This window comes from Larsenimonas rhizosphaerae, assembly GCF_023700005.1.
In the GTDB taxonomy this organism is placed as follows: Bacteria; Pseudomonadota; Gammaproteobacteria; order Pseudomonadales; family Halomonadaceae; genus Larsenimonas; species Larsenimonas rhizosphaerae.
Genome location: NZ_JAMLJK010000001.1, coordinates 1,411,292 through 1,431,919, shown reverse-complemented (window position 1 = coordinate 1,431,919; position 20,628 = coordinate 1,411,292). Strand labels below are relative to the sequence as shown.

Annotated in this window: 23 protein-coding genes, 1 tRNA gene and 1 riboswitch; of the genes, 11 read left to right on the top strand and 13 right to left on the bottom strand. The window is 60.7% G+C overall.

Annotation, left to right across the window (positions count from 1 at the left end; all coding sequences use genetic code 11):
* Nucleotides 1-882 (bottom strand): NAD(+) kinase, encoded by an 882-nt coding sequence (locus NAT21_RS06500; protein ID WP_250936544.1) that lies wholly within the window; start codon nucleotides 880-882, stop codon nucleotides 1-3.
* A gap of 72 nt (nucleotides 883-954) precedes the next feature.
* On the opposite strand from NAT21_RS06500, the gene NAT21_RS06495 reads away from it, so the two are divergent.
* The 3 genes from NAT21_RS06495 to NAT21_RS06485 all read left to right on the top strand — a co-directional run bounded on the left by NAT21_RS06495 (nucleotide 955) and on the right by NAT21_RS06485 (nucleotide 3,484).
* Entirely contained in the window at nucleotides 955-1,872 is a 918-nt protein-coding gene (locus tag NAT21_RS06495; protein ID WP_250936543.1) for a DUF1853 family protein, read from the top strand.
* A gap of 66 nt (nucleotides 1,873-1,938) precedes the next feature.
* On the top strand, nucleotides 1,939-2,379 hold the full coding sequence (gene zntR / locus NAT21_RS06490) for a Zn(2+)-responsive transcriptional regulator (RefSeq protein WP_250936542.1): 441 nt from the start codon (nucleotides 1,939-1,941) through the stop codon (nucleotides 2,377-2,379).
* A complete protein-coding gene (locus tag NAT21_RS06485; protein ID WP_250936541.1) occupies nucleotides 2,363-3,484 on the top strand; it encodes an SO_0444 family Cu/Zn efflux transporter in 1,122 nt (373 codons plus the stop codon). Before zntR ends, NAT21_RS06485 begins: the two co-directional genes overlap by 17 nt.
* Before the next feature lie 4 nt (nucleotides 3,485-3,488).
* On the opposite strand, the gene NAT21_RS06480 is transcribed toward NAT21_RS06485, so the two are convergent.
* Nucleotides 3,489-4,370: an EamA family transporter gene (locus NAT21_RS06480; protein WP_250936540.1), complete on the bottom strand. Its 882-nt coding sequence runs from the start codon at nucleotides 4,368-4,370 to the stop codon at nucleotides 3,489-3,491.
* Between NAT21_RS06480 and NAT21_RS06475 the strand changes: the two genes are divergently transcribed.
* Nucleotides 4,370-4,867, top strand: a complete 498-nt coding sequence (locus NAT21_RS06475; RefSeq protein ID WP_250936539.1) for a DUF6314 family protein — start codon at nucleotides 4,370-4,372, stop codon at nucleotides 4,865-4,867. The two genes, NAT21_RS06480 and NAT21_RS06475, sit on opposite strands and share 1 nt — an antisense overlap.
* Nucleotides 4,868-4,926: 59 nt before the next feature.
* Here the strand turns inward: NAT21_RS06475 and NAT21_RS06470 are convergent, their stop codons facing one another.
* Together NAT21_RS06470 and NAT21_RS06465 are read right to left on the bottom strand one after the other, a co-directional pair.
* Complete coding sequence (locus tag NAT21_RS06470; protein WP_250936538.1) at nucleotides 4,927-5,088, bottom strand: YqaE/Pmp3 family membrane protein; 162 nt, start codon at nucleotides 5,086-5,088, stop codon at nucleotides 4,927-4,929.
* Between the two features lie 31 nt (nucleotides 5,089-5,119).
* Nucleotides 5,120-5,365 (bottom strand): hypothetical protein, encoded by a 246-nt coding sequence (locus tag NAT21_RS06465; protein WP_250936537.1) that lies wholly within the window; start codon nucleotides 5,363-5,365, stop codon nucleotides 5,120-5,122.
* Between the two features lie 309 nt (nucleotides 5,366-5,674).
* Between NAT21_RS06465 and NAT21_RS06460 the strand changes: the two genes are divergently transcribed.
* From NAT21_RS06460 to NAT21_RS06450, 3 genes are all read left to right on the top strand, one after another.
* Nucleotides 5,675-5,750: transfer RNA gene (locus NAT21_RS06460), tRNA-Gly, on the top strand.
* Nucleotides 5,751-5,995: 245 nt separating this feature from the next.
* Nucleotides 5,996-6,973 carry a calcium/sodium antiporter gene (locus NAT21_RS06455; RefSeq protein ID WP_250936536.1) on the top strand — a complete coding sequence of 326 codons (978 nt, stop codon included), beginning with the start codon at nucleotides 5,996-5,998 and terminating at the stop codon, nucleotides 6,971-6,973.
* 163 nt (nucleotides 6,974-7,136) lie between these two features.
* Nucleotides 7,137-8,873 carry an HD domain-containing phosphohydrolase gene (locus tag NAT21_RS06450; protein WP_250936535.1) on the top strand — a complete coding sequence of 579 codons (1,737 nt, stop codon included), beginning with the start codon at nucleotides 7,137-7,139 and terminating at the stop codon, nucleotides 8,871-8,873.
* Here the strand turns inward: NAT21_RS06450 and NAT21_RS06445 are convergent.
* The gene (locus NAT21_RS06445) at nucleotides 8,867-9,424 is read right to left on the bottom strand and encodes an HD domain-containing protein (RefSeq protein WP_250936534.1); all 558 of its coding nucleotides are present in this window, start codon (nucleotides 9,422-9,424) and stop codon (nucleotides 8,867-8,869) included. The two genes, NAT21_RS06450 and NAT21_RS06445, sit on opposite strands and share 7 nt — an antisense overlap.
* Nucleotides 9,421-9,825, bottom strand: a complete 405-nt coding sequence (locus NAT21_RS06440; RefSeq protein ID WP_250936533.1) for a GFA family protein — start codon at nucleotides 9,823-9,825, stop codon at nucleotides 9,421-9,423. The genes NAT21_RS06445 and NAT21_RS06440 overlap by 4 nt, the downstream gene beginning before the upstream one ends.
* A 173-nt stretch (nucleotides 9,826-9,998) precedes the next feature.
* On the opposite strand from NAT21_RS06440, the gene NAT21_RS06435 reads away from it, so the two are divergent.
* Nucleotides 9,999-10,811, top strand: coding sequence for an HAD-IIA family hydrolase (locus tag NAT21_RS06435; RefSeq protein ID WP_250936532.1), 813 nt, complete (start codon nucleotides 9,999-10,001; stop codon nucleotides 10,809-10,811).
* Here NAT21_RS06435 and bluB read toward each other — a convergent pair whose 3' ends face one another.
* Genes bluB through cobT form a run of 7 tightly spaced genes read right to left on the bottom strand, consistent with a single transcriptional unit; the run spans nucleotide 10,812 to nucleotide 16,476 of the window.
* Nucleotides 10,812-11,468: a 5,6-dimethylbenzimidazole synthase gene (gene bluB / locus NAT21_RS06430; protein WP_250936531.1), complete on the bottom strand. Its 657-nt coding sequence runs from the start codon at nucleotides 11,466-11,468 to the stop codon at nucleotides 10,812-10,814.
* Nucleotides 11,455-12,537 (bottom strand): threonine-phosphate decarboxylase, encoded by a 1,083-nt coding sequence (locus NAT21_RS06425; protein WP_250936530.1) that lies wholly within the window; start codon nucleotides 12,535-12,537, stop codon nucleotides 11,455-11,457. Before NAT21_RS06425 ends, bluB begins: the two co-directional genes overlap by 14 nt.
* A complete protein-coding gene (cbiB, locus tag NAT21_RS06420; protein WP_250936529.1) occupies nucleotides 12,534-13,460 on the bottom strand; it encodes an adenosylcobinamide-phosphate synthase CbiB in 927 nt (308 codons plus the stop codon). Before cbiB ends, NAT21_RS06425 begins: the two co-directional genes overlap by 4 nt.
* A gap of 28 nt (nucleotides 13,461-13,488) precedes the next feature.
* Nucleotides 13,489-14,142, bottom strand: a complete 654-nt coding sequence (locus NAT21_RS06415) for a histidine phosphatase family protein (protein WP_250936528.1) — start codon at nucleotides 14,140-14,142, stop codon at nucleotides 13,489-13,491.
* Entirely contained in the window at nucleotides 14,139-14,684 is a 546-nt protein-coding gene (gene cobU, locus NAT21_RS06410) for a bifunctional adenosylcobinamide kinase/adenosylcobinamide-phosphate guanylyltransferase (protein ID WP_250936527.1), read from the bottom strand. Before cobU ends, NAT21_RS06415 begins: the two co-directional genes overlap by 4 nt.
* Nucleotides 14,672-15,451, bottom strand: a complete 780-nt coding sequence (locus tag NAT21_RS06405) for an adenosylcobinamide-GDP ribazoletransferase (RefSeq protein WP_250936526.1) — start codon at nucleotides 15,449-15,451, stop codon at nucleotides 14,672-14,674. Before NAT21_RS06405 ends, cobU begins: the two co-directional genes overlap by 13 nt.
* Complete coding sequence (cobT, locus tag NAT21_RS06400; protein WP_250936525.1) at nucleotides 15,448-16,476, bottom strand: nicotinate-nucleotide--dimethylbenzimidazole phosphoribosyltransferase; 1,029 nt, start codon at nucleotides 16,474-16,476, stop codon at nucleotides 15,448-15,450. The genes NAT21_RS06405 and cobT overlap by 4 nt, the downstream gene beginning before the upstream one ends.
* A gap of 106 nt (nucleotides 16,477-16,582) precedes the next feature.
* Nucleotides 16,583-16,768, top strand: a riboswitch (cobalamin riboswitch).
* A gap of 118 nt (nucleotides 16,769-16,886) precedes the next feature.
* On the opposite strand from cobT, the gene NAT21_RS06395 reads away from it, so the two are divergent.
* Genes NAT21_RS06395 through NAT21_RS06385 form a run of 3 tightly spaced genes read left to right on the top strand, consistent with a single transcriptional unit; the run spans nucleotide 16,887 to nucleotide 20,628 of the window.
* Nucleotides 16,887-18,680, top strand: coding sequence for an ATP-binding protein (locus NAT21_RS06395; RefSeq protein ID WP_250936524.1), 1,794 nt, complete (start codon nucleotides 16,887-16,889; stop codon nucleotides 18,678-18,680).
* Nucleotides 18,677-19,285: a cob(I)yrinic acid a,c-diamide adenosyltransferase gene (gene cobO, locus NAT21_RS06390; RefSeq protein ID WP_250936523.1), complete on the top strand. Its 609-nt coding sequence runs from the start codon at nucleotides 18,677-18,679 to the stop codon at nucleotides 19,283-19,285. The genes NAT21_RS06395 and cobO overlap by 4 nt, the downstream gene beginning before the upstream one ends.
* The gene (locus tag NAT21_RS06385; RefSeq protein ID WP_250936522.1) at nucleotides 19,285-20,628 is read left to right on the top strand and encodes a cobyrinic acid a,c-diamide synthase CobB; all 1,344 of its coding nucleotides are present in this window, start codon (nucleotides 19,285-19,287) and stop codon (nucleotides 20,626-20,628) included. Before cobO ends, NAT21_RS06385 begins: the two co-directional genes overlap by 1 nt.

Here is a 20,628-nt window from a genome sequence, read left to right as displayed (position 1 = left end):
TTACTCCCCAAGTCGATTACTCCACCCCAGCTTGCTTCGGCAGATATCGTAGAAATCGTGGCCGATAGGGTGAATCAGCCTCAGTCGTGCCGCCTTGCGTGCTACATGAATGATATCGCCTGGCCTGGCCACGGCTTGAGACTGGCCATCGCAGCTGACATGCGGGAACGCATCGTTGGTCTCCCCGACATGCAGCGTAATCCGACTGCTGGCATCGACCACGATCGGCCGACTCGACAGCGTATGCGGACACAGTGGTACCAGTTCGATGGCCTCGAGCCCGGGATGCAGAATCGGGCCGCCCCCGGACAGCGCGTAGGCCGTTGAGCCGGTCGGGGTCGCAATGATCAGGCCGTCCGCGCGCAGCGTATAGACGAACTGATCATTGATGAACAGCTCGAACTCGATCATCTGGATTGCCTTGCCGGGGTGCAGCACCACGTCATTGAGGCTGGTACCGCTGGCCACCTGCTCGCCATCACGCACGATATCCATCTCAAGCAGAAAGCGCTGTTCGCTTTCGAAGTTGCCATCCAGCACATCACCGACACGGGTTTCCACCTCATCCGGGGCAATATCGGTCAAAAACCCGAGACGACCGCGATTGACCCCCAGCACGGGCGTACCGTAGGCACACAACACACGAGCCGCCCCCAGCAGACTGCCATCACCACCGACGACAACCACCAGATCACAGGTACGCCCCATCTGCTCACTGCTCATCACTTCCGGAGCCTGCCCCAGCAATGATTCGGCAATATGGTCTTCAATAATGACGCGGCAGCCGCGCTCCTGTAAAAACCGGATCAGACGCTTCAGAGTAATCAGTGCATTGGCACTGCCCAGGCGGCCAATCAGGCCGATCGTCTTGAACGATGGCATGAGATTATTTCCAGTAACCTTCAGAGTCCGCGCATTATGCGATCAACACCAGACCCGGAGCAAACCGGGGCCATGCTTGACCCCGTAAAAATTGCACGTGACCTTGCGTGGCTGGCCCATTCTCCCCGCCTGATCGATCTGGGCGCCCCCACACCGGCCACATCGGTATTGCTGGGTCAGGCCGCAGCCGGCGCTGCTCCGCCGTCCTGTCTGCTGGGCCCGCTGCCTCGCCTGCCGCGGCTGGGACTTTATGTAGAGCAATTATGGCAAACACTACTGGCGGCTCGGGGTGACACCACCCTGCTGGCCCACAATCTGCCGCTGATCGACGACACCGGCACCCGCCCCGTGACGCTGGGCGAACTGGACCTGCTGTATCAGCGCCATGACTCCCTGTTTCACTTGGAAGTGGCGGCCAAGTTTTTTCTTGGCCTGCCTGAGGGTCCCGGGCATCCGGACAGCATGTCGCGCTGGATTGGCACCAGCGGCGTGGATAGCCTGGCCCGTAAAACAGCACGGCTGATGCGTCATCAGCTCCCCATCGCACGCCATATTGATGGCACTCGCCTTGGCCTGACAGCAGATATCTCCCTGCATCAGCAGGTTCATGTCACAGGTGCGCTGCTTTATCCCTGGCAGGATGGCGCACCTTCGCTGCCAGCGCCTCGGGGGGCCGCAGCAGAACACCTGCGAGGCCACTGGGTCTATCCCCGAGCCCTGACAGCCTTTCTGGAAGCCCACTCTATCGAAGGGCTGTGTCGAATGGGCAAGCCTCACTGGCTTGCGGCCCCATCACTCGAGGACTTCAGGCCACCCGGCGACCTTATCCCGGCACTTTCGCAGATAGCCGAAACACAGCATCACCCCTTCTGGTGCAAGCACGCTTCCGGCGCGATAACCCGGCTGATGGTGGCCAGCCCTGACTGGCCATCGCGGATCGGACTGCCGCCCTGGCCGCCCTTCGATCCGGCATGCCATGAACAGGCTTGACCCTGGGGTAGGCTACAGGGTTTATCCTGTCGGAAGATAAACATTCTTAATGGCGGGAAACCAACGATGATCGGACTAAAGCGCGGGGAACTGGCCCGTGAAAGCGGGCTGTCCGTTGAAACCATTCGCTACTACGAGCAGCAGGATCTGCTGCTCACGCCAACCCGGGAGCCCAACGGCTATCGCCGTTTTGACCCCGCCAATATCGAGCGCCTCGCCTTTATTCAGCGCGCCAAGCACATGGGGTTCAGCCTGAAGGACATAGCAGAGCTGCTGACACTTGAGGTCAACCGCGATGCGCACACCTGTGAAGAGGTCAAGGCAATTGCACGGACAAAGCAGCGCGAGATAAAGGCCCGCATGAGCGAACTGAGCCGCATGCATGACGCCCTGAGCCTTATCAACGAACGCTGCTGTGGCGGCACACACGCTGCCACTCATTGCACCATCCTGACAGCCCTGGCCGACGGCGAGCGTCCTGGAGCCCCGCATGAACATGATGACTGATATTCTGAACGCCTTTTTGGAACTCTGGCAGGAGGCCGCCTTCTGGCTACTGCTTGGGCTGGTCGTGGCCGGCCTGTTGAAGACATTTGTCAAAAGCGCTCACCTGGGGCGTCAGCTGCAGGGCAATGGCCCTTGGCCTGCCATCAAGGCAGCACTGATCGGCATTCCCCTGCCCCTGTGTTCCTGCGGGGTCATTCCCGCAGCGATCGGCCTCAAACGCGCAGGTGCCTCCAACAGCGCCACGACAGCCTTTCTGATTTCCACACCTGAAACCGGCGCCGACTCGATCGCAGTGTCCTGGGCCCTGCTGGGCCCATTCATGACGATAATTCGCCCGGTGGCTGCTACCTGCTCGGCCCTTGCCGCCGCCATGCTGGTCCTGTTCAGCGACCGTAGGCAATCCGCCCCTCTACCGGCAGCCGATGATGTGTCGAAGACCACCTGTAGTACCCGATGCTGCGGTCATTTGCGCCTGGCGGACAGCATGGCAGCCACTCAACCGCCTTCTCTGGCACGTCGGCTCTGGGACGGGCAGCGCTATGCCTTTACCGAAGTGCTGGGAGATCTGTCTCTGTGGCTGATCGCAGGTCTGATTGCCTCGGCGCTGATCGTTGCACTGGTGCCACATGACGCCCTGGCGGAAGTTACTCAAGGCCCAGGCGCAATGATCATCATGGCCCTGGTAGGCGTACCCATGTACATCTGTGCCTCAGCGTCTACCCCACTGGCCGCCGGGCTGATGCTTGCAGGAGTATCCCCGGGCGCCGTACTGGTATTTCTGCTGGCAGGACCTGCGACCAATATGGCCACGCTGGGTATCGTGCATCGTGAAATGGGGCCTCGTGCTCTGGCCGCCTATCTGGTGGGCGTCATTGGGGTTGCCATCGGCTTTGGCTACGCCACCAACGCGCTGGTAGCACTGGGCCATGTTGATATTCAGGGAGAGCTGACCGGGGCCGGCCAGCTGTTACCCACGGCCATCAGCGTTACCGCGTCTGTTCTGCTGGCCGTGGCGATTATGAGTGACCTGTGGCAACGTTTGGTGCATCGATGGCAAGGCCGGTCAGCACATGAGCATGCACATCACGGCCATCGATCTGATTGACCACTCAGGCCGGTGCGGCGGCCGATCCGGCCTGCCGCCGCCGGTCCAGCAGTTCATTGAATACCAGCGCGACCACCATGACCGCTCCGCCCAAAGCCAGCCGAACGAGATCGGCATCGCGATTCCAGATCAGCACATTGACCAGGATGCCTGCGGGAATCAGCATGTTGTTCATGATGGCCAGGGTACCGGCGTCTACTCGCCGCGCCCCCTCGTTCCACAGGAAGTAGCCCAGCCCGGACGCCATCAGCCCCAGCCAGATCAGGATGCCCCACTGAAGCGGCGCCGGTGCGGGGGCGCTCTTGTCCCCTAGTATCAGGTAGGCCAGTACAGCGACTACCAGTGCGCCGGCGTAGAACCAGCCAAATACCGTCCGGGCCGGCACATCCAGCTGCTCACGTGCCATCAGATGACGATAAGCGACCTGACCGATGGCAAAGCACAGGTTGCAGGCCTGTACCATCATGAAGCCCAGCCAGTAGTTCTCGGTCAGCCCCTCGAAACGAATCAGTGCTGCACCTGCCACCGCGATCAATGCCGTTACAAGGTGCAGCAGTGAAAATCGACGGGCCAGCATGTCATTGAGCAGCGTGATATAAATGGGGGTGAAGATGGTGAACAGAAGAATTTCCGGCACGCTCAGCAGCAGGAAGGACTGATAGTAGGAGACATACATCAACCCGAGCTGAATCGCCCCGATGGCCATCAGGCCCAGCTTGACGCGATGAGGCACCGAACCGGGCTTCAAAAATGGCAGGAACAACAGAAAGGCCAGCACGATACGCGTCAGGATCGCAAAGTAGCTGTCGACCTGTCCGGCGATATAAACGCCGATGAAACTGAGTGAGAAGGCCCACAGGCCGGTAACAAATACGAGATAGCCCATTGCATTGTCAACCTGAAATCGATGATTGGTTAACAGCCATTATAGAGTGCCGACAGGCACTGTTAAACACCTGCCGCTACCGCTTTGAGGCCCATCCCGGCCCCGGGTCACATTCCGGCTGGTCGGGTACTGGTGAAGGCACCGCAACGCCTGAACAGGACGCCACCGGTACAGTAGTTCGCCTGCATGAAACCGGGACGTTCATCGACAACGCCGGCCATCAAAGCATCACTCGCAACGTGTTCCGCTTCACTCATGCCGCCGAACGCATTTCCCTTCACCACGAACGCCGTGGCCCATTACATCCCGTCTGGCTGTTCGACCTGGTGGCCGATCCCCTGAATGCCCGTCGCTTGGTGACGGACACGCCACATCTGTGCGGCGATGATCGCTACAGTGCAGCTCTCACACTCCAAAGAGGTCATATGCAACTTGACTGGCATATCCAGGGGCCACGCAAGAACGAGTACCTTCGCTACTACTACCGCACTGCCTGACGAACGAGCAGACATGAAAAAGGCCTGCCATATAGGCAGGCCTTTTCACGCAGCGTGCATCAGTACTTGGCGATAACCCAGACCGCGTGCACGATACCGGGAATGAAGCCACACAGGGTCAGTACAATATTGATCCAGAAATGCTTGTTGGCAATCCCCACCTGCATCAACACACCCAGCGGTGGAAAGATGATTGCCAGAATAATGCGAATAATGTCCATGACGGCTCCTTGTCATAGTAAGTCAATGAATTCAGGTCGATCCCGACCCACCGTCATCATCACGTTTTATCTGCTTGCGGGCAAGCGCTTCGGCATCCCCCGCCAGCTCATCGTGATAATGCTCCCAGTCTTCCCAGTCAAACGGTGTGCCTGAACGGGGTCGCTGGGCACCCGATGCCCTTGCGCGGGCCCAGGCCTTTTCTTCCAGCGTGTTGGGCTTGTCTTCTTCCTTGTCCAGGGAAATTCCCTGGCGGGCGAGATACTCTCGTGCATTCATGATGAACCTCCTTTGCCCTTGATACTACATATGAGGATGGATCGACCACATACCAACCCTCGGCCAGACATCAGGCATAAAAAAACCGCCACAAGGGTGTGGCGGTCAAGTACAAGGAACAGTAAGCAAGACGTTGCTGCTATCAGCGACTGACTGAAATTCACATCGTCTTGCCTACTATGACCACCGCTTCACGGTTTATATCCTTAATGTGCGAAAAAAAGTTTAAAAAAAGTGCAGGCCTCGCTCATCGAGCATGTTAATGGCTTGAGTTTCTGCACTGATCTCACTAAGATACGGCCTCTTGAAGCGGGTATAGCTCAGTTGGTAGAGCATCAGCTTCCCAAGCTGAGGGTCGAGGGTTCGAATCCCTTTGCCCGCTCCAGTCCTTTCAAGTCATCGCCGTCCAAACGCCATTCCTCCTGCTGATCGCACAAGGCTTTTATCCCTGGTGCCGGCACATGCCTGATGTCTACCACAATCTGTCGATGCAGAATCTGTCCTGGCGCATTGTTCATGGTCGCTTGTAACATTATGCGTGTCACGAAAAGGAAGATCCGCTGAATCATTGCCAGCATGCTCTCCCAGCGATTTTTCTTTAAATCAGCACGTCATGAACAGGAAAATGTCATGCTAACGGCATCACTGGCAGTGATCGGGGGGCTGATACTACTGATATGGAGCGCCAATCGATTTGTTGATGGGGCCGCAGCTACCGCACGTTATGCAGGCATGCCGCCTCTGCTCATTGGCATGGTGGTAGTCGGATTTGGCACGTCGGCACCGGAAATGGTGGTCTCGGCCTCAGCGGCTTTCGATGGCAACCCGGAACTCGCCCTTGGCAATGCTCTCGGCTCCAACATTGCCAATATTGGCCTGATTCTTGGCCTGACAGCGCTTATCGCCCCCATCACGGTCGACTCAACCATCGTCCGCCGGGAACTTCCACTGCTGCTGGTTGCCTGTGCACTGGCCGGCCTGCTGCTGTGGAATAATGCCCTGACGCGCATGGAAGCGTTTATTCTCCTCCTGACACTTGCCGCACTGCTCGGATGGTCGATCAGAACGGCGTTGACCTCCCATGCTGTACATGAACCACTGGCGGCCGACATGGTAGCGCCGAATGGCAAGGCAGCTTCGCCGGGCCATGCCATTATCTGGCTGATCATCGGGCTGGTACTGCTGGTTGCCAGCTCTCGCCTGCTGGTATGGGGGGCTGTAGTGATTGCTCAGGGTATGGGCATCAGCGATCTGGTCATTGGGTTGACCGTGGTCGCCATTGGCACGTCCCTTCCCGAACTGGCCGCGTCTGTCATTGCCGCCCGCAAGGGGGAAAGCGGCCTCGTTATCGGCAACGTGGTGGGCTCGAACCTTTTCAACATCCTGGCGGTTATCGGTATTGCCGGCGCCATTTCCCCCATGCACTCGATGTCACCCGACATCATCATGAGAGACTGGAGCATCATGATGGCACTCACGGTCACCCTGTTGCTCATGAGCGTGGGTACGCGTCATCCAGGGCGAGTCTCTCGGCTCGAAGGGGGACTCCTGCTTGCCGTCTTTTCAGCCTATACCGGCTGGCTGGTTGCATCCGTGACCGGCCCATGAAGCCTGCCATAGACGCAGTGATGACGCAGGCACCGGGAGCGGTAGCAATGACAGGGATTCATCCCGTAGGGGTACCATCACGCAAGGTGGAAATAAAGGCTGATCCTTGCAGGCCGATATTCGTGGAAGCGTCCACTTGTTTCCAGCACGGGATTTCCTTGTCATGGCAGATTCACCCCCACCGTCCTCCGCCGGGAAGGTCAATGGGCAGATAGAAATACGCGATGTACGCCACATCACTGAAGTACTGGAGCGTCTGGAATATCAGCCGCACAGCCTGTCCCTGAAATTCAACGATGTCTCGGATATATCCTATCCCACACACATCGAGCGCATGGATGCCGGCGAAAATCTCCTTTACCTGAGCCTTTGTGACGCTCCCGGTCTTGAAGACGCTTCACTGGCATCATGCCTGCTGACACTGATAGCGGAAACCGACAGCACACTGGTCTCCTTTGGTGAACTGCGCGTCCAGAGGGCAACCCACCTTGCCCAGGGGCTGACGCTTGAAGTGTCCCTTCCGACGGTTCTTCATACCGGCTCCAAGCGCAAGGATGCCCGTATCAGCCTTACCAGCGCCATGAAGGTTCAGGCCAGAATCGTATGCTTTACAGACCAGGAGCCACTGATTGCCACACTTGGCAATATTTCGCATGGAGGCTGCATGCTGGACATGCCCCTTTCACGGTGTGGCTCGCTGAAAGGCAACATGGATCTTCCGTCGGTATCCCTGCACTTCCCGAATGGCGAACAGTTCAAGACTCAGGCCAGCATTCGCTATATCAAACCGGCAGCGCGCTCACATCACGCCTCGATTGGCCTGGCGTTTACCGGTCTCGACCAGCAGGGCATCCAACAGCTTTCCCATGTCATCAACGAAACCGACCGCGAAGTGGCATGGCGAAAGGGAGAAGGCATGCAGCTTGCCGGCCCCTCGACCCTTTACGCCGAAGACAGGACCCAGCGGCGCCGACATCAGTCCAGAGCCATCAGCGTCAGTGCCCCCATGGTCGAGGACCTGAAGGGCATCGTTCGTACACAGCACCTTTTTCTGCTGGCTCTTCAGCAGCAGGCCCCATTGCCGAACAAACAACTGGCGGAAAGCGCCGATACGTTGATGCAGCTGTTACAGCACAATCGACAGCAGCTTTTCTATGCCCTGGGCTGCCTGAGCGACGAACCGGCCTGGGTTCAGCATTCCCTGGCCGTAGCCTGCAGGTTATGCGACCTGATGCTGGTAGAACCCGAGCATGCACCCCGGGCGCGCGAGGCCACCATCGCAGCGCTGGTACATGACATGGGCAAGGCAATGCTGGTCAGTGCCGAACTGCCCTCGCTTGAAGGCACCCTTGAATCCGGCCAGCTCGAGCGACTGCGCCAACACGTACCGGTGCTGATCGAGGCACTTGAACATGGTGGCCTTGTTACCAGCGAGATGCAGGCCGAGATCATCAGCGGGATCAATGAGCGCCTGGACGGCACAGGCTACCCCCAGGGGCTGGACCGACATGGCATGACACCACTGTCCCGCATGGCCTCGGTCATAGATACCATCGACGCCATGACCCGCCCCCGCGGCGATCGGCGTGCCAGTACCGCCATGGAAGCCTATCAGCTGCTTTATCGACAACCCGAGCGCTTCGATCGACATTGGGTTGTACGTTATATTCAGCGCCACGGGTTTTATCCCATTGCCAGTCTGATACGTTTTTCACAAGGCTACCTCGCCTGGGTCATCCATCTTGATGAATCCGGCCAGCCCTCACGTATTCGTGTAGTCAAAAACACGAGCCAGGATGGTGCAGTCCTCAATGAGGTACTCAATCGAGTGGACTTTGCCCAGTTGGGCAGGCTGGAAGGACTCGTCTGCCCGGATGCCTACGGCCTTGCCCCCTATTGAGAGGCCGTGCCTGCCTGTCGCGGCGTCAACGAGAGCTGCTGCTCGCCCGCCTGGAGACTGTCCAGCGCCTTTTGATACAACACGGGATGACCGGATGTCATGCCCGCCAGCACATGCCGCTTCTCCCGCAGGTACACACGCGCAAACCCCGGATCATGGCGCACGATGGAGGCGGTATTGTGAATCAGGTCCGCGTACTTGATGGTTTGCGCCTCTGCCGGTGCGCCGGAAAGCCGTTTGGCTTCCCGGGCCTTTCGCACGGCCCTGTTACCATCTTCCGGCGTCTGCAGGTCGCTGAGCCACTCCACCAGCGCGGCAACCTCCGTACCGAACTCCTGACGCAGCAGTGCCAGCGTAATCGCCGTATCCTCCACCACGTCATGCAGCCAGGCCGCCGCAATCATGACATCGCTGCCGCCATGCTCGGCCACCATGGCTGCGACGGCGGCCGGATGCTCGATATAGGGTGCACCGGTATACTTGCGGCGCTGATCGATGGCGGCATGCGCCGCAGTGGCAAAGCAGCGCGCGCGCAATAGCAGCTCACTCATGCCGGGGGGCGCTCATTGAACTGTGGCAGGTCATCTTCGATCCTGTCCCATTCCGCCATGGACCCCACGAAGATATGGGCCTGAGGTCTTGTCTCAATCGGCGTATCCAGTGATCCAATGCGCAGGCGAACGTGTTCCGGGTCTGCCGTAGGGCGCTCGCTGTAAAGGGGCGAGCCGCACCGGGAACAGAATACCCGGAACACACCCGGTGAGGATTCAAACCGCGTGACAAGTGCCTCACCCGCCTGCCAGGTCATATCGATACGTCTGACCAGCCCGTTGACCGCAAAGGCCGTGCCGGACGCCTTTCTGCATTTCTGGCAGTGGCACATCATCAGCGAGGCAGGTGACTGCGCCAGCGTGTAGCGAATTTCACCGCAAAGACAACTTCCTTCCCACATGCTCTCACTCCTGTTATCGAATCCTTCGGGTCGCCGAGGTCTGCCTGCAGGCATGTAGTCAGCAGGCACCGGCTGTGACATGCTCAACATAACCATGATTCATCCAGAGGTGACAAGACAGGCTGGTCTATACTGGCCAGACTATCTCACCCGATAACAGGGAGTACGACGCAGTGGACACATCCAGCATCGACTATTGGCTGACGGACATGGACGGGGTTCTGGTTCACGAAAACAAGGCCATTCCGGGCGCCGCCGAACTGATCGAGCAGTGGCATCGCCAGAAAAAGCCCTTTCTGGTCCTGACCAACAATTCCATTTTCACCCCCAGAGACCTGAGTGCTCGCCTGGCCCGAAGTGGCATCAATGTACCGGAAGAACAGCTCTGGACCTCCGCGCTGGCCACCGCAGCCTTTTTGAAGGATCAGGCGCCCGGCGGCTCCGCCTTCGTGATCGGCGAGGCAGGCATCACCACCGCCATGCATGAAGCCGGCTTTGTGATGACCGATGTGGACCCGGATTTTGTCGTACTGGGCGAAACCCGTACCTATTCCTTTGAGGCCCTGACAAAGGCCATCCGCCTGATCAATGCCGGCGCCCGCTTCATTGCCACCAACCCGGATGTCACCAGCCCTAGCGCCGAGGGGCCGTTGCCGGCCACCGGCGCCGTGGCCGCCATGATTACCAGCGCGACCAAGCGCGAGCCTTACGTGATCGGCAAGCCCAACCCCATGATGTTCCGCTCGGCCATGAACAAGCTTGGTGCCCATTCCAAGCGCACGGCCATGATCGGTGACCGAATGGATACCGACGTGGTAGCAGGCATCGAAGCCGGTTTGCATACCGTGCTGGTCATGACCGGTATTGCCGATGACGCCGAAATTGCCCGTTATCCGTTCCAGCCGAAATGGGTACTCCAGTCAGTCGCGGACCTGCTCGACAAGGACACGGGCAAGGGCGACAGCAAGACCAAAAAGGACAGCTGATCATTGGCTGGCTGAAGGCCAGCGATTATCCGCGACAAGCGTCGACAGGACACGGCGCTTGTCCCAGCCCAAGCTATCCAGCATGGGCCTGTCGTAGAAGGCCTCTACCTGCCCCATGCATAAAATGGCCATGACGCGGCTGCCCTGCGGGGCGCCAATCAATGCGCCTGCTCGTACCGGATCAAACAGCGATACCCACCCCAGCCCTACTCCTTCGGCCCGCCCGGCCAGCCACATGTTCTGAATGGCACAGCTCGCGGATGCCAGGTCCATGTCCGGCATGGTACGACGCCCAAAGACATGATGTTCACGCTGATCCGCCAGCGCCATGACCCACAGCTCGGGACACTCCCGAATTCCCTCGACCTTGAGCGCCATGAAGTCCTCACCACGCTCTCCCAGTGCTGCCGCCGTACACATGCGCTCTTCATCCACCAGACACGCCAACTGATCCCTGAGCACGTCGGATGTCACCCGCACAAACCGCCATGGCTGCATATAGCCCACGCTTGGCGCGTGATGAGCAGCCTCAAGCAGCCGGAGCATGACCTTCTCCGGTACCGGATCAGGCAGAAAATGGCGCATGTCACGACGCTCGAAAATGGCTCGATAGACAGCCGCCTGCTCCTCGGCACTGAACGCGTTATTTCTGCTCATGACATGCCTCTTGGTCAGCAACACTGTCAGGATCATGCTTCAGTGTCGCCAGTGCGGCATGAAAATGATCCTGTTGAAGACCGCAGGCAGGATCGATCAACCCGGCCCGAAGCAACGCCGTATGCTCATCGACCGGCCAGCAACGCACCCAGATGCGCTGTGCCGCCAGTGCAGATTGCCACCCCCATGCACGTGCTGTCGCAAGGCGAGCCGTGGTAAAGAGCACACTGCTGCGAATATCGACGGCCTCGTGCTGCCACAACCGCTGCCAGGCACCACTCTGGGCACGACTCCACTCCCCCAGCTGGAGTCTCATTCTGCGCTGCCATGATGTATCCGACAGCGCTTCCAGACCGGTAACAAGGGCTGCTGTCGTCAATGCCCAGGGGCCACGACAGGCACGCAATGCCTCACATAACGCCGTATCACCGGTCACAAATCCCAGCCTCACCCCGGCCAGGCCGAAAAACTTTCCGAACGAGCGCAGCACCAGTACACCAGGTGCCTGAAGAGCGGCTGGTACTGCACCGCGATGAACATCCATGAAGGCCTCATCAATCACCAGAAGCCGCCCGGCAGCCTGACAGGCCGGCACCAGACGTTCCATATCCTCATCGGCAATACATCCACCCCCGGGATTATTGGGGTTGACGAGTACAATGGCCGATGCGCGCCACCGCTCGGCCATGGCCATCAGCTCATCCACGGTTGCTTCAGCGGCACAGGTCACCACCTCGTGCCCCGCTGCCTGCCAGCGAAAGCCATGCTCTGCGTAGCCGGGAAAGTGAACCATCACGCGCCCGGGCGGCACGAGCCGGGGCAGCTCCGTGATGGCCCATTGTGAACCGGGCACGGCCACGACATCTGACACGTCGTAATAAGAACGAGCCACGGCCTCAAGTGCCTCCGGTGTCTCCGGCAGACGATGCAGCATGGCCGCCGTCAACGGCGTGCACGGGTAAGGTCGGGGGTTGATCCCCGTAGACAGATCCAGCCAGTCCGACGGGGCACCGCCGAATCGACGGATGGCTGCCTCGAGGTTGCCACCATGAGTCGGTGCCGGCGTCACAGGCCGACTCCGACGGCGCCCAGCGCAGCTACCACCAGCATCCAGACAATCACGGTACGGTTGACCAGCCTGCAGGCCGCTTCAATGGTGCCGGCAGAGGGCGCATCCCCTACCCCGAGCACCGGCCGTGACTGCACCCGGCCGTGGTAAGGCATGTCACCGCCCAGAACGACATTCAATGCCCCCGCACCCGCTGCCATGACCGGACCGGCGTTCGGGCTCTTCCAGCCTCGTCCCTGCTGCAGGGCACAGGCCATGGATTGACGAAAGCGCCACCAGGACCGGGTTGCCACCCCATAACTCACGACCACCAGTCGCGCCGGTATAAAGTTCAGCACGTCATCAAGCCGTGCAGCAGCCCAGCCGAATGCCACGTAACGACGTGTCCGGTACCCCCACATGGCGTCCAGCGTATTGACCAGCCGGTAAACCAGAACGCCTGGCACACCTGCCACCATGAACCAGAACACCACCGCGAAAATGGCATCGCTGCCGTTTTCCAGCACGGATTCCGTGGTCGCGGCAGACACTTCCGAGGGCGTCAGTGAGTCGGTATCCCGGCTGACAATCAGCGCCAGACGCTGACGTGCCAGGTCGTGCTCGCCACGGCGCAACGGGCCTGCCACCCGACGTGCATGCTGCTTGAGGCTGCGCCAACCCACCGCAACATACACAACAGCCACCGCTATCACGCCATACAGTGTGGGGGACGAGTCACGCAGGGTCTCTACCCAGATACCCAGCAGCATCAATGGCAGCATCAGTACAAGCACGGCCAGTACGCCGGCCCACCGTGTGGGCCGATACAACCGCCGCTCCACGGCCAGGATGGCATTACCCAGCCCTACCAGCGGATGCCAGCGGCGGAGTTCGCCCAGGGTATGGTCGAGCAGAAAGGCAAAGAAAAGAATCAGAAAGGACATGGTGATCTACTCGAAGATAACGGTATATTTAAGCAACTATATCAGTCGGCAGGGGCATCGCTCCCTGAACGATTCCCAGATGAAGCAGCCGAACCAGCGGATCAGTTCGACCCTCAAGCCAGTCCAGCCGAAGCCTTACCAGTCCGGCGTAGGGTATATCCAGCGCGTGCACATAGCATCCATCGGTATGACCAAGCTGTAAAAGCGTTGCCATCAGTGCCTTGATCACCCCCGCATGAGTGATAATCACACGATGGGAGCAGTCCCTATCGCTCGATAGACACGCCTGCCAGCCAGCCATGACCCTGGCTTCGAATGCGGCCAGCCCCTCAGCCCCTGGAGGGGGCGCCGCGGCTGGCCGCGCCCAGAATGCAGCCAGCGCTTCCGGGTCGCGGGCATGAAGGTCCGGCAGCGGCACGCCATCCCAGTCACCAAAATTCATTTCCGCCAGTGCGGCCACGTGATCAAGTGGCATATCCCAGTACTCGGCCCAGCGCTGTGCCGGCACATGGCAACGCATCAGCGGAGAGCTGAAAAGCGCCTGCGGCCGCGGCAGAAATCCCAGGGTACTGTCCATCTGTGCCTGACCTGCGGCACTGAGCGACACATCCGTGTGGCCACGCAGACAGGCAGGGCCCTCACAGGCGCCATGGCGCACCAGATCGACAATGGCAGCGTTCATGAACAGGATGGCTCCTCATTTACCGGCCCCTTGAGGCACTGTGGCAGCCCAGCGACCACCCACCAGACCGAAGTTGCACACTGCGCCACTCGCTGGTGAGCTTCACCACTGATATCAACAAAGCGCCGGCTTAGAGCATTCATTGGCACGACCCCCTGACCGACTTCATTACTGACAAGTACAACCTGGCCGCGGGCACGGCGCAGCACCTGATCAAGCTGGTCAAGCGCATCAGACATGTCGGCCTCGGCCAGCAGTTCATTGGTCAGCCACAGGGTCAGGCAGTCCACCAGGACCAGTCGCTGTGGCGCCATCAGGGTATCCAGTGCCTCGGGCAGGTCTCGTGGTTGTTCATGCAGGGCCCAGGACGCCGGACGCCGATCGCGATGCAGTGCAATACGCGCCGCCATCGCGCTGTCCTGCCCTACCGTGGCAGTCGCCAGGTACACCACTTCCTTGCCCGCCTCTGCCGCCTTCGTGGCACGCTGCTCGGCAAATCGGCTTTTACCACTTCGAGCGCCGCCCAGAATCAGTTCAACCATAATGCTGCCACCACCAGATAAATAACCAGTTCAGCAGCCTGTTGCGCCGCTCCCAGCGTGTCGCCGGTATAGCCCCCAAGCTGACGACGATAAAGGCTTCGCAGCCCCCACCACAGCACGGCCAGCGCCACCCCGACGATCAGCGCTGCATTAAATCCCAGCCCGAGGCACAGTAAAAGCCCCCCTGTACCCAGCGCCACCCATAGTGATCGTCGGTCCAGTTCCTGCGTCACGGCACGTACCTTGCTATCCTCCAGGCGAACATAATTCAGCGCCGGCATCAGCGATACCGCCAGCGCACGGCTGGCGCCCTGCCCGGCCACCAGAATGCCTGGCAGGGCCAGTGGCGAAAACATGGCCAGCAGGGTCAACAGAACGCCTCGAAGCATCAGGCTCAGCACCAGCGCCAGCACGCCGTAACTGCCCACTCGGCTATCTTTCATGATGCGAAGTCTGGCGGTCACATCCATGCCGCCACCCAGACCGTCTACCGTATCGGCCAGTCCATCTTCATGCAGCCCACCGGTAACCAGTATCAGTACGCCCAGCCCCAGCAGTACGGCTACTGCCGCAGGCCACAGGGCCTGCCCCGCCAGCATGATACTTCCAGCCAGAAGTCCCAGTCCGGCGCCGATCAGCGGAAAATAACGGGGGCAACTGGCCAGCTCGTTACCACGCGGCGTTGCCTGTGTCATGGCAGGCAGCCGCGTCAGAAAGCTTAGCGCCCAGCCCAGCCGGCGCCACTCGGTAGGCGCCTTTTCACTCACACCGTCACCCCGGCCTGCTCAAAGGTGGCCATGTCGTTATAAAAGGCCAGGGCGGCATGCAGCAGTGGCAGAGCCAGGGCAGCCCCGCTGCCTTCGCCAATCCGAAGACCCAGCGACAGCAATGGCTCGGCTTCCAGCCAGTCCAGCGCCAGTCGGTGACCGCGTTCATCAGAGCAGTGGGAGAAGATCAGCCAGGCCCGTGCCTGAGGTACCATGGCGCACGCCACCGCCGCGGCAACCGTGACAATGAAGCCATCAATCAGTACCAGCATGCCGGCTTCGGCAGCGGCCAGAATGGCGCCAACCAGCCCGACGATCTCGAAGCCACCCAGTGTTGCCAGCAACGTCTCCGGCTGATCCAGCGCCGTCTGGTGTCTTTGCAGCGCCTGACAAATGACAGCCTTCTTGCGCAACAGTGTCGGCGCATCAATGCCGGTCCCACGGCCCGTGCAATCACTGACCGGAGCACCAGTCAGGGCAGCCAGCAGTGCACTACTGGCCGTCGTATTGGCAATCCCCATTTCCCCCAGGGCAATGACATTGGTCCCCTCGGCCTTCAGTGTCCCGATCAGACGGCGACTATTGGCCAGCCCCTCCTGCATGGCCGCCTCACTCATGGCTGGCGCGAGGTGAATGGCCGCCGTGCCCGCTCCCAGCCGATGATTGATGATCCGCTCATCCTCGACCGGGACCCGAATACCGCAGTCCACTACCGTGACCGGCAGCCCGGCCTGGCGGGCAAACACGTTGACACTGGCGCCCCCGGCCAGAAAGTTCGACACCATCTGGGTAGTGACAATTGAAGGTGCTATCGAGACTCCCTCATCGGACACACCGTGATCACCGGCAAAGACAAGCAGGCGGGGCCTTTCGACACGAGGCTGCTCCGGCCCTAGCGCCCTGGCCGCCTGCAGGGCCAGACGCTCCAGCATGCCAAGGGCGCCCGGCGGTTTGGTCTTGCTGTCGATACGAGCCTGAATGAGCGCATCGTGCGCATCAGAGGGCAGCGAAATGGTAAAGGGCATGGGTGGAGGTCTCGACGGCGGAAGAAAAAGCGCTTGAAACATACCAACCCCCCCGGGTGCTTACAACCATGGTCACCGCGTTGACTCCCTTCACCGGCCTGCATAGGATGGTGCCCTGCACTCGGGTGCCCGGCGTACGCGACGGGATAATCGGGAAAGTGATGCAAATTCACTGCTGTCCCCGCAACGGTAAGCAGGCAAGGCGCGACAGGTCACTGCCATCAAGCGGGAAGGCCATCGCATGAAACATGCCCCTGCAAGCCCGGAGACCGGCCTGAGCGCGCTCCATTCGACACTACCTTTAACGCGTACGGGCGATGCGCGGGAATCGATCATGATATCAGGCCATTTCACCATGGCAGGGCAACAGCTCTGCAGCGCGGTGCGTTCTACTCGGCGGAGGTACCGTCATGAGTAAACCTCTCGCCTTCCCCTTCACCGCTGTCATCGGCCAGCCGCGCCTGAAGCTGGCCCTCACACTGGCCCTGCTGGACCCTCGCCTGGGTGGCGTACTGGTCAGCGGACCACGAGGCAGCGCCAAGTCAACCCTCGCCCGAGGCATGACACCGTTTCTGCCACACCAGGATGGTGCCTTTGTCACGTTGCCCCTGGGCGCCAGTGAAGATCGGTTGATCGGCAGTATTGACGTGGATCATGCCCTGTCCGGCCAGGGCGTCCGATTTCAGCCCGGGTTACTGGCGCAGGCCCACCAGGGCATTCTGTACATGGACGAAGTCAACCTGCTGCCTGACAGCCTGGTTGACCAGCTGCTGGACGTGGCGGCCTCCGGCATCAATGTCGTTGAACGCGAGGGCGTCAGCCACCAGCATCCGGCCCGTTTTCTGCTGGTCGGCACCATGAACCCGGATGAAGGAGAGCTGCGCCCGCAGCTGACCGACCGCTTCGGCCTGAGCGTAAGCCTTGATGAACAACCGACCGCAGCCGAACGCGTTGCCATTGTCCGGGCCCGCCGCGACTTTGATGAAGACCCGGCCGATTTCTGTGCAGGTTTCAGCACCACGGAACAGGCACTTGCAGAACGGCTCGCTACGGCACGCATCATGCTGTCAGGGGTGACACTCGATTCCTCCCTGGAACTGCACATCGCTGAACAGTGCATGAGTGCCGGTGTTGAAGGAGTTCGCGCTGATATCGCCTGGCAGCGCGCCTGCTGCGCCCACGCCGCCTGGCAGGGTCGCGGTCATGTTACCCGGGAAGATGTGGATGCCACGGAATCACTGGTACTCGATCACCGTCGCACTACCCCGAAGCCGCCTTCCGGCACCTCATCACCGCCACCGGAGACCCCGGGCGACAAGGGCGACAAGGGCGACAAGGGCGACAAGGGCGACAAGGATACTGCCGGCGCTGCCCCTCCGGATACCAACGAGCCAGGCAAGGATACCCAGGACTCAAACGCGCCTCCCGACGCAGAGGGTCAGGGCGGTGCCCTTCCCCCCACGAGGCAAGCCACCGGTCAGCGTCGTCGCTGGCAGCCTCGGGCGACCTCGGAAACATCGCCTGCCGACCAGCATTCACCGCAGGCTGAGCGTTCACGAACCGGGGGAAATGCCAGAGGCCAGAAACGCCAAGGGCTACACCATCAGGGCGCTATCCATTGGGCCCGCACGGCCCTGTCACGGCGCATGGATGCGTCACCCACCCTGCACCGCCATCCCAGGCGTCAGGGACAGAAGACACTGATGCTCATCCTGCTGGACTGCTCAGCGTCCCTGTTGGCCGCCACCCGCTTCGCTCAGACCAAGGGCCTGCTGGCTGATCTGTTTGACCAGGCCTATAAAAGGCGCCAGCACGTGGCAGTACTCGGGTTCGGCCAGAACCGGGTACACTGGGCCTGGCCTGCCGGCAGACCACCCAAACACCCCACTGTCTGGCTTGACGGCCTCGATGCCGGCGGCGGCACACCACTGCTGCAGGCGCTGGACACCGCCAGACAGCGCATTACCCGCTGGCAGGCGAAGATGCCTCGCCCCATACACAGCGTGTTACTGACCGATGGTCGCGCTCCCGCGCTGCCTTCACAGCGTCCCTGGCCTGGCGAGATGACGCTGATTGATACCGAGCAGGGCCGGGTCAGACTCGGCCGCTGCCTCACCCTGGCCACCGAACTCGGTGCCCGTTACACCCGGCTGGATGCTTACATGCCCATGGCCGCCACTTCCCTGCAGGAGCCCCGGCAATGACGGATACCGACACCCAGGACGATGCCTACCGCCAGCGCATGGCGACCAAGAAGCGCATCGTCGATGAGCGCATTGCCAACGCCACCGAGCAGCGAGGCGTTCTTATTCTGATGAAGGGCAATGGCAAGGGCAAAAGCAGCTCGGCCTTCGGCACCATGGCCCGAAGCCTGGGACACGGCCATCGCGCAGCAGTAATCCAGTTCATCAAGGGCCGCAAGGCCACGGGCGAGTACCTGTTTTTCAAGGATCACCCGCAGGTGGAATTTCACGTCATGGGGCACGGCTTTACCTGGGAGACCCAGAATGCCGACAAGGACCGCCAGGCCGCCCTTGAGGCCTGGACACTGGCAGAACGCTACCTGCAGGATGAACGGGTCAATTTCCTGCTGTTCGATGAACTGTCCTACATGATCAAGTACGGCCATCTGGAGGCTGAACGGGTTGCCGGAGCGATCGCAGCGCGCCCTCGCCATCAGAACGTGATCGTGACCGGTCGCACCATGGCCCGAGAACTGCAGGACTGCGCCGATACCATCAGCATCATCAATGATGAACGCCACGCCTTTCGCCAGGGCGTCAAGGCACAACCGGGAATCGAATACTGATGAGTGAACGCCACGTGGACTGCCCGGCACTGTTTATTTCCTCGACCGCATCCGGTCAGGGCAAGACCACACTGACTGCGGCACTGGCGCGCCTTCATCGCCGCCAGGGTCGCCGTGTGGCCGTCTTCAAGACCGGCCCGGACTACCTCGACCCATTGATCCTGTCCCACGCTGCCGGCGGTCCGGTGGAGCCGCTGGATCTATGGATGGCCGGCCCCGAATTCTGCCGTCAACAACTCTTTGATGCCGCCAGACACCATGATCTGATTCTGATTGAAGGAGCCATGGGACTGTTCGACGGCCAGCCCTCGAGCGCGGACCTGGCCGCCACTTTCAACATTCCGGTGGTCGCGGTGATCAACGCACGCGGGATGGCCCAGACCGTAGCCGCCGTCGCCTTTGGCCTCAAGCATCTGCCTCGCTCGGCAGACAACCGGCACCATCTGGCCGGTATCGTCACCAATGGCGTGGGCAGCCTTCGTCACCGGGAATTGATCGAACACAGCCTGCCCTCGGATATCGCTCTGCTGGGCAATCTCCCCCGTGAGGAGGCGCTGGCACTGCCCTCCCGTCACCTTGGGCTGGTGCCGCCGGATGAGCAGGAGGCCCTTGATGCACGCTTTGACGCCGCCGCCGATCACCTTGCCGACAGCCCGCTGTCCGACCTGCCGGCCGCGTGTCGTTTTACGGATCAGCATATTCCCGCGCCGCCCCGCCTGCTGGCAGGGACCCATATCGCCGTTGGTCGAGACGCGGCCTTCAGCTTTATCTACGCAGCCAACCTGCGGCTGCTCGAGGCCATGGGCGCGAGGCTGTCGTATTTTTCACCCCTGACCGAGGCCCTGCCTGAGGCAGATGCCTGCTGGCTGCCCGGCGGCTATCCCGAACTTCATGCCCACACACTGAGCAGCAATACCGCGCTGCATACCTCCCTGGCAGACCATCATCAGGCCGGACGTCCCATTCTGGCCGAATGCGGAGGCATGCTACTGCTGCAACAGACCCTCACTGATCTGGATGGACACTGCTACCCGATGGCGGGCCTGTTACCCGGCCACGGTGAAATGCGGACCAAACGCGGCTGCCAGGGTATGCAAGCCGCGCCCCTGCCGGAGGGCGAGATCAGGGGCCACGCTCATCATCACTCCCGCAGCCATGACACCCTGGCGCCCATCGCTCACGGTCGGCGGGCCTTTCATACGGCGCCGGGTGAGGCCATCTACCGCCAGGGTCGGCTGACAGCGAGCTATCTACACCTGTTTTTCGCCTCCCATCCGGTGGCAACCGCGCAGCTGTTCGGAGCCACGACTAGTGCACCGATCGCTGCAATGGCTGACGCCTGA

Excerpts from the sequence above, each read along its gene's own strand:
- NAT21_RS06500 (WP_250936544.1), bottom strand. The coding sequence starts at position 882 with ATGCCATCGTTCAAGACGATCGGCCTGATTGGCCGCCTGGGCAGTGCC.
- NAT21_RS06495 (WP_250936543.1), top strand. The coding sequence starts at position 955 with ATGCTTGACCCCGTAAAAATTGCACGTGACCTTGCGTGGCTGGCCCAT.
- zntR (WP_250936542.1), top strand. The coding sequence starts at position 1,939 with ATGATCGGACTAAAGCGCGGGGAACTGGCCCGTGAAAGCGGGCTGTCC.
- NAT21_RS06485 (WP_250936541.1), top strand. The coding sequence starts at position 2,363 with ATGAACATGATGACTGATATTCTGAACGCCTTTTTGGAACTCTGGCAG.
- NAT21_RS06480 (WP_250936540.1), bottom strand. The coding sequence starts at position 4,370 with ATGGGCTATCTCGTATTTGTTACCGGCCTGTGGGCCTTCTCACTCAGT.
- NAT21_RS06470 (WP_250936538.1), bottom strand. The coding sequence starts at position 5,088 with ATGGACATTATTCGCATTATTCTGGCAATCATCTTTCCACCGCTGGGT.
- NAT21_RS06465 (WP_250936537.1), bottom strand. The coding sequence starts at position 5,365 with ATGAATGCACGAGAGTATCTCGCCCGCCAGGGAATTTCCCTGGACAAG.
- NAT21_RS06455 (WP_250936536.1), top strand. The coding sequence starts at position 5,996 with ATGCTAACGGCATCACTGGCAGTGATCGGGGGGCTGATACTACTGATA.
- NAT21_RS06450 (WP_250936535.1), top strand. The coding sequence starts at position 7,137 with ATGGCAGATTCACCCCCACCGTCCTCCGCCGGGAAGGTCAATGGGCAG.
- NAT21_RS06445 (WP_250936534.1), bottom strand. The coding sequence starts at position 9,424 with ATGAGTGAGCTGCTATTGCGCGCGCGCTGCTTTGCCACTGCGGCGCAT.
- NAT21_RS06440 (WP_250936533.1), bottom strand. The coding sequence starts at position 9,825 with ATGTGGGAAGGAAGTTGTCTTTGCGGTGAAATTCGCTACACGCTGGCG.
- bluB (WP_250936531.1), bottom strand. The coding sequence starts at position 11,468 with ATGAGCAGAAATAACGCGTTCAGTGCCGAGGAGCAGGCGGCTGTCTAT.
- cbiB (WP_250936529.1), bottom strand. The coding sequence starts at position 13,460 with ATGTCCTTTCTGATTCTTTTCTTTGCCTTTCTGCTCGACCATACCCTG.
- NAT21_RS06415 (WP_250936528.1), bottom strand. The coding sequence starts at position 14,142 with ATGAACGCTGCCATTGTCGATCTGGTGCGCCATGGCGCCTGTGAGGGC.
- cobU (WP_250936527.1), bottom strand. The coding sequence starts at position 14,684 with ATGGTTGAACTGATTCTGGGCGGCGCTCGAAGTGGTAAAAGCCGATTT.
- cobT (WP_250936525.1), bottom strand. The coding sequence starts at position 16,476 with ATGCCCTTTACCATTTCGCTGCCCTCTGATGCGCACGATGCGCTCATT.
- NAT21_RS06395 (WP_250936524.1), top strand. The coding sequence starts at position 16,887 with ATGAGTAAACCTCTCGCCTTCCCCTTCACCGCTGTCATCGGCCAGCCG.
- cobO (WP_250936523.1), top strand. The coding sequence starts at position 18,677 with ATGACGGATACCGACACCCAGGACGATGCCTACCGCCAGCGCATGGCG.
- NAT21_RS06385 (WP_250936522.1), top strand. The coding sequence starts at position 19,285 with ATGAGTGAACGCCACGTGGACTGCCCGGCACTGTTTATTTCCTCGACC.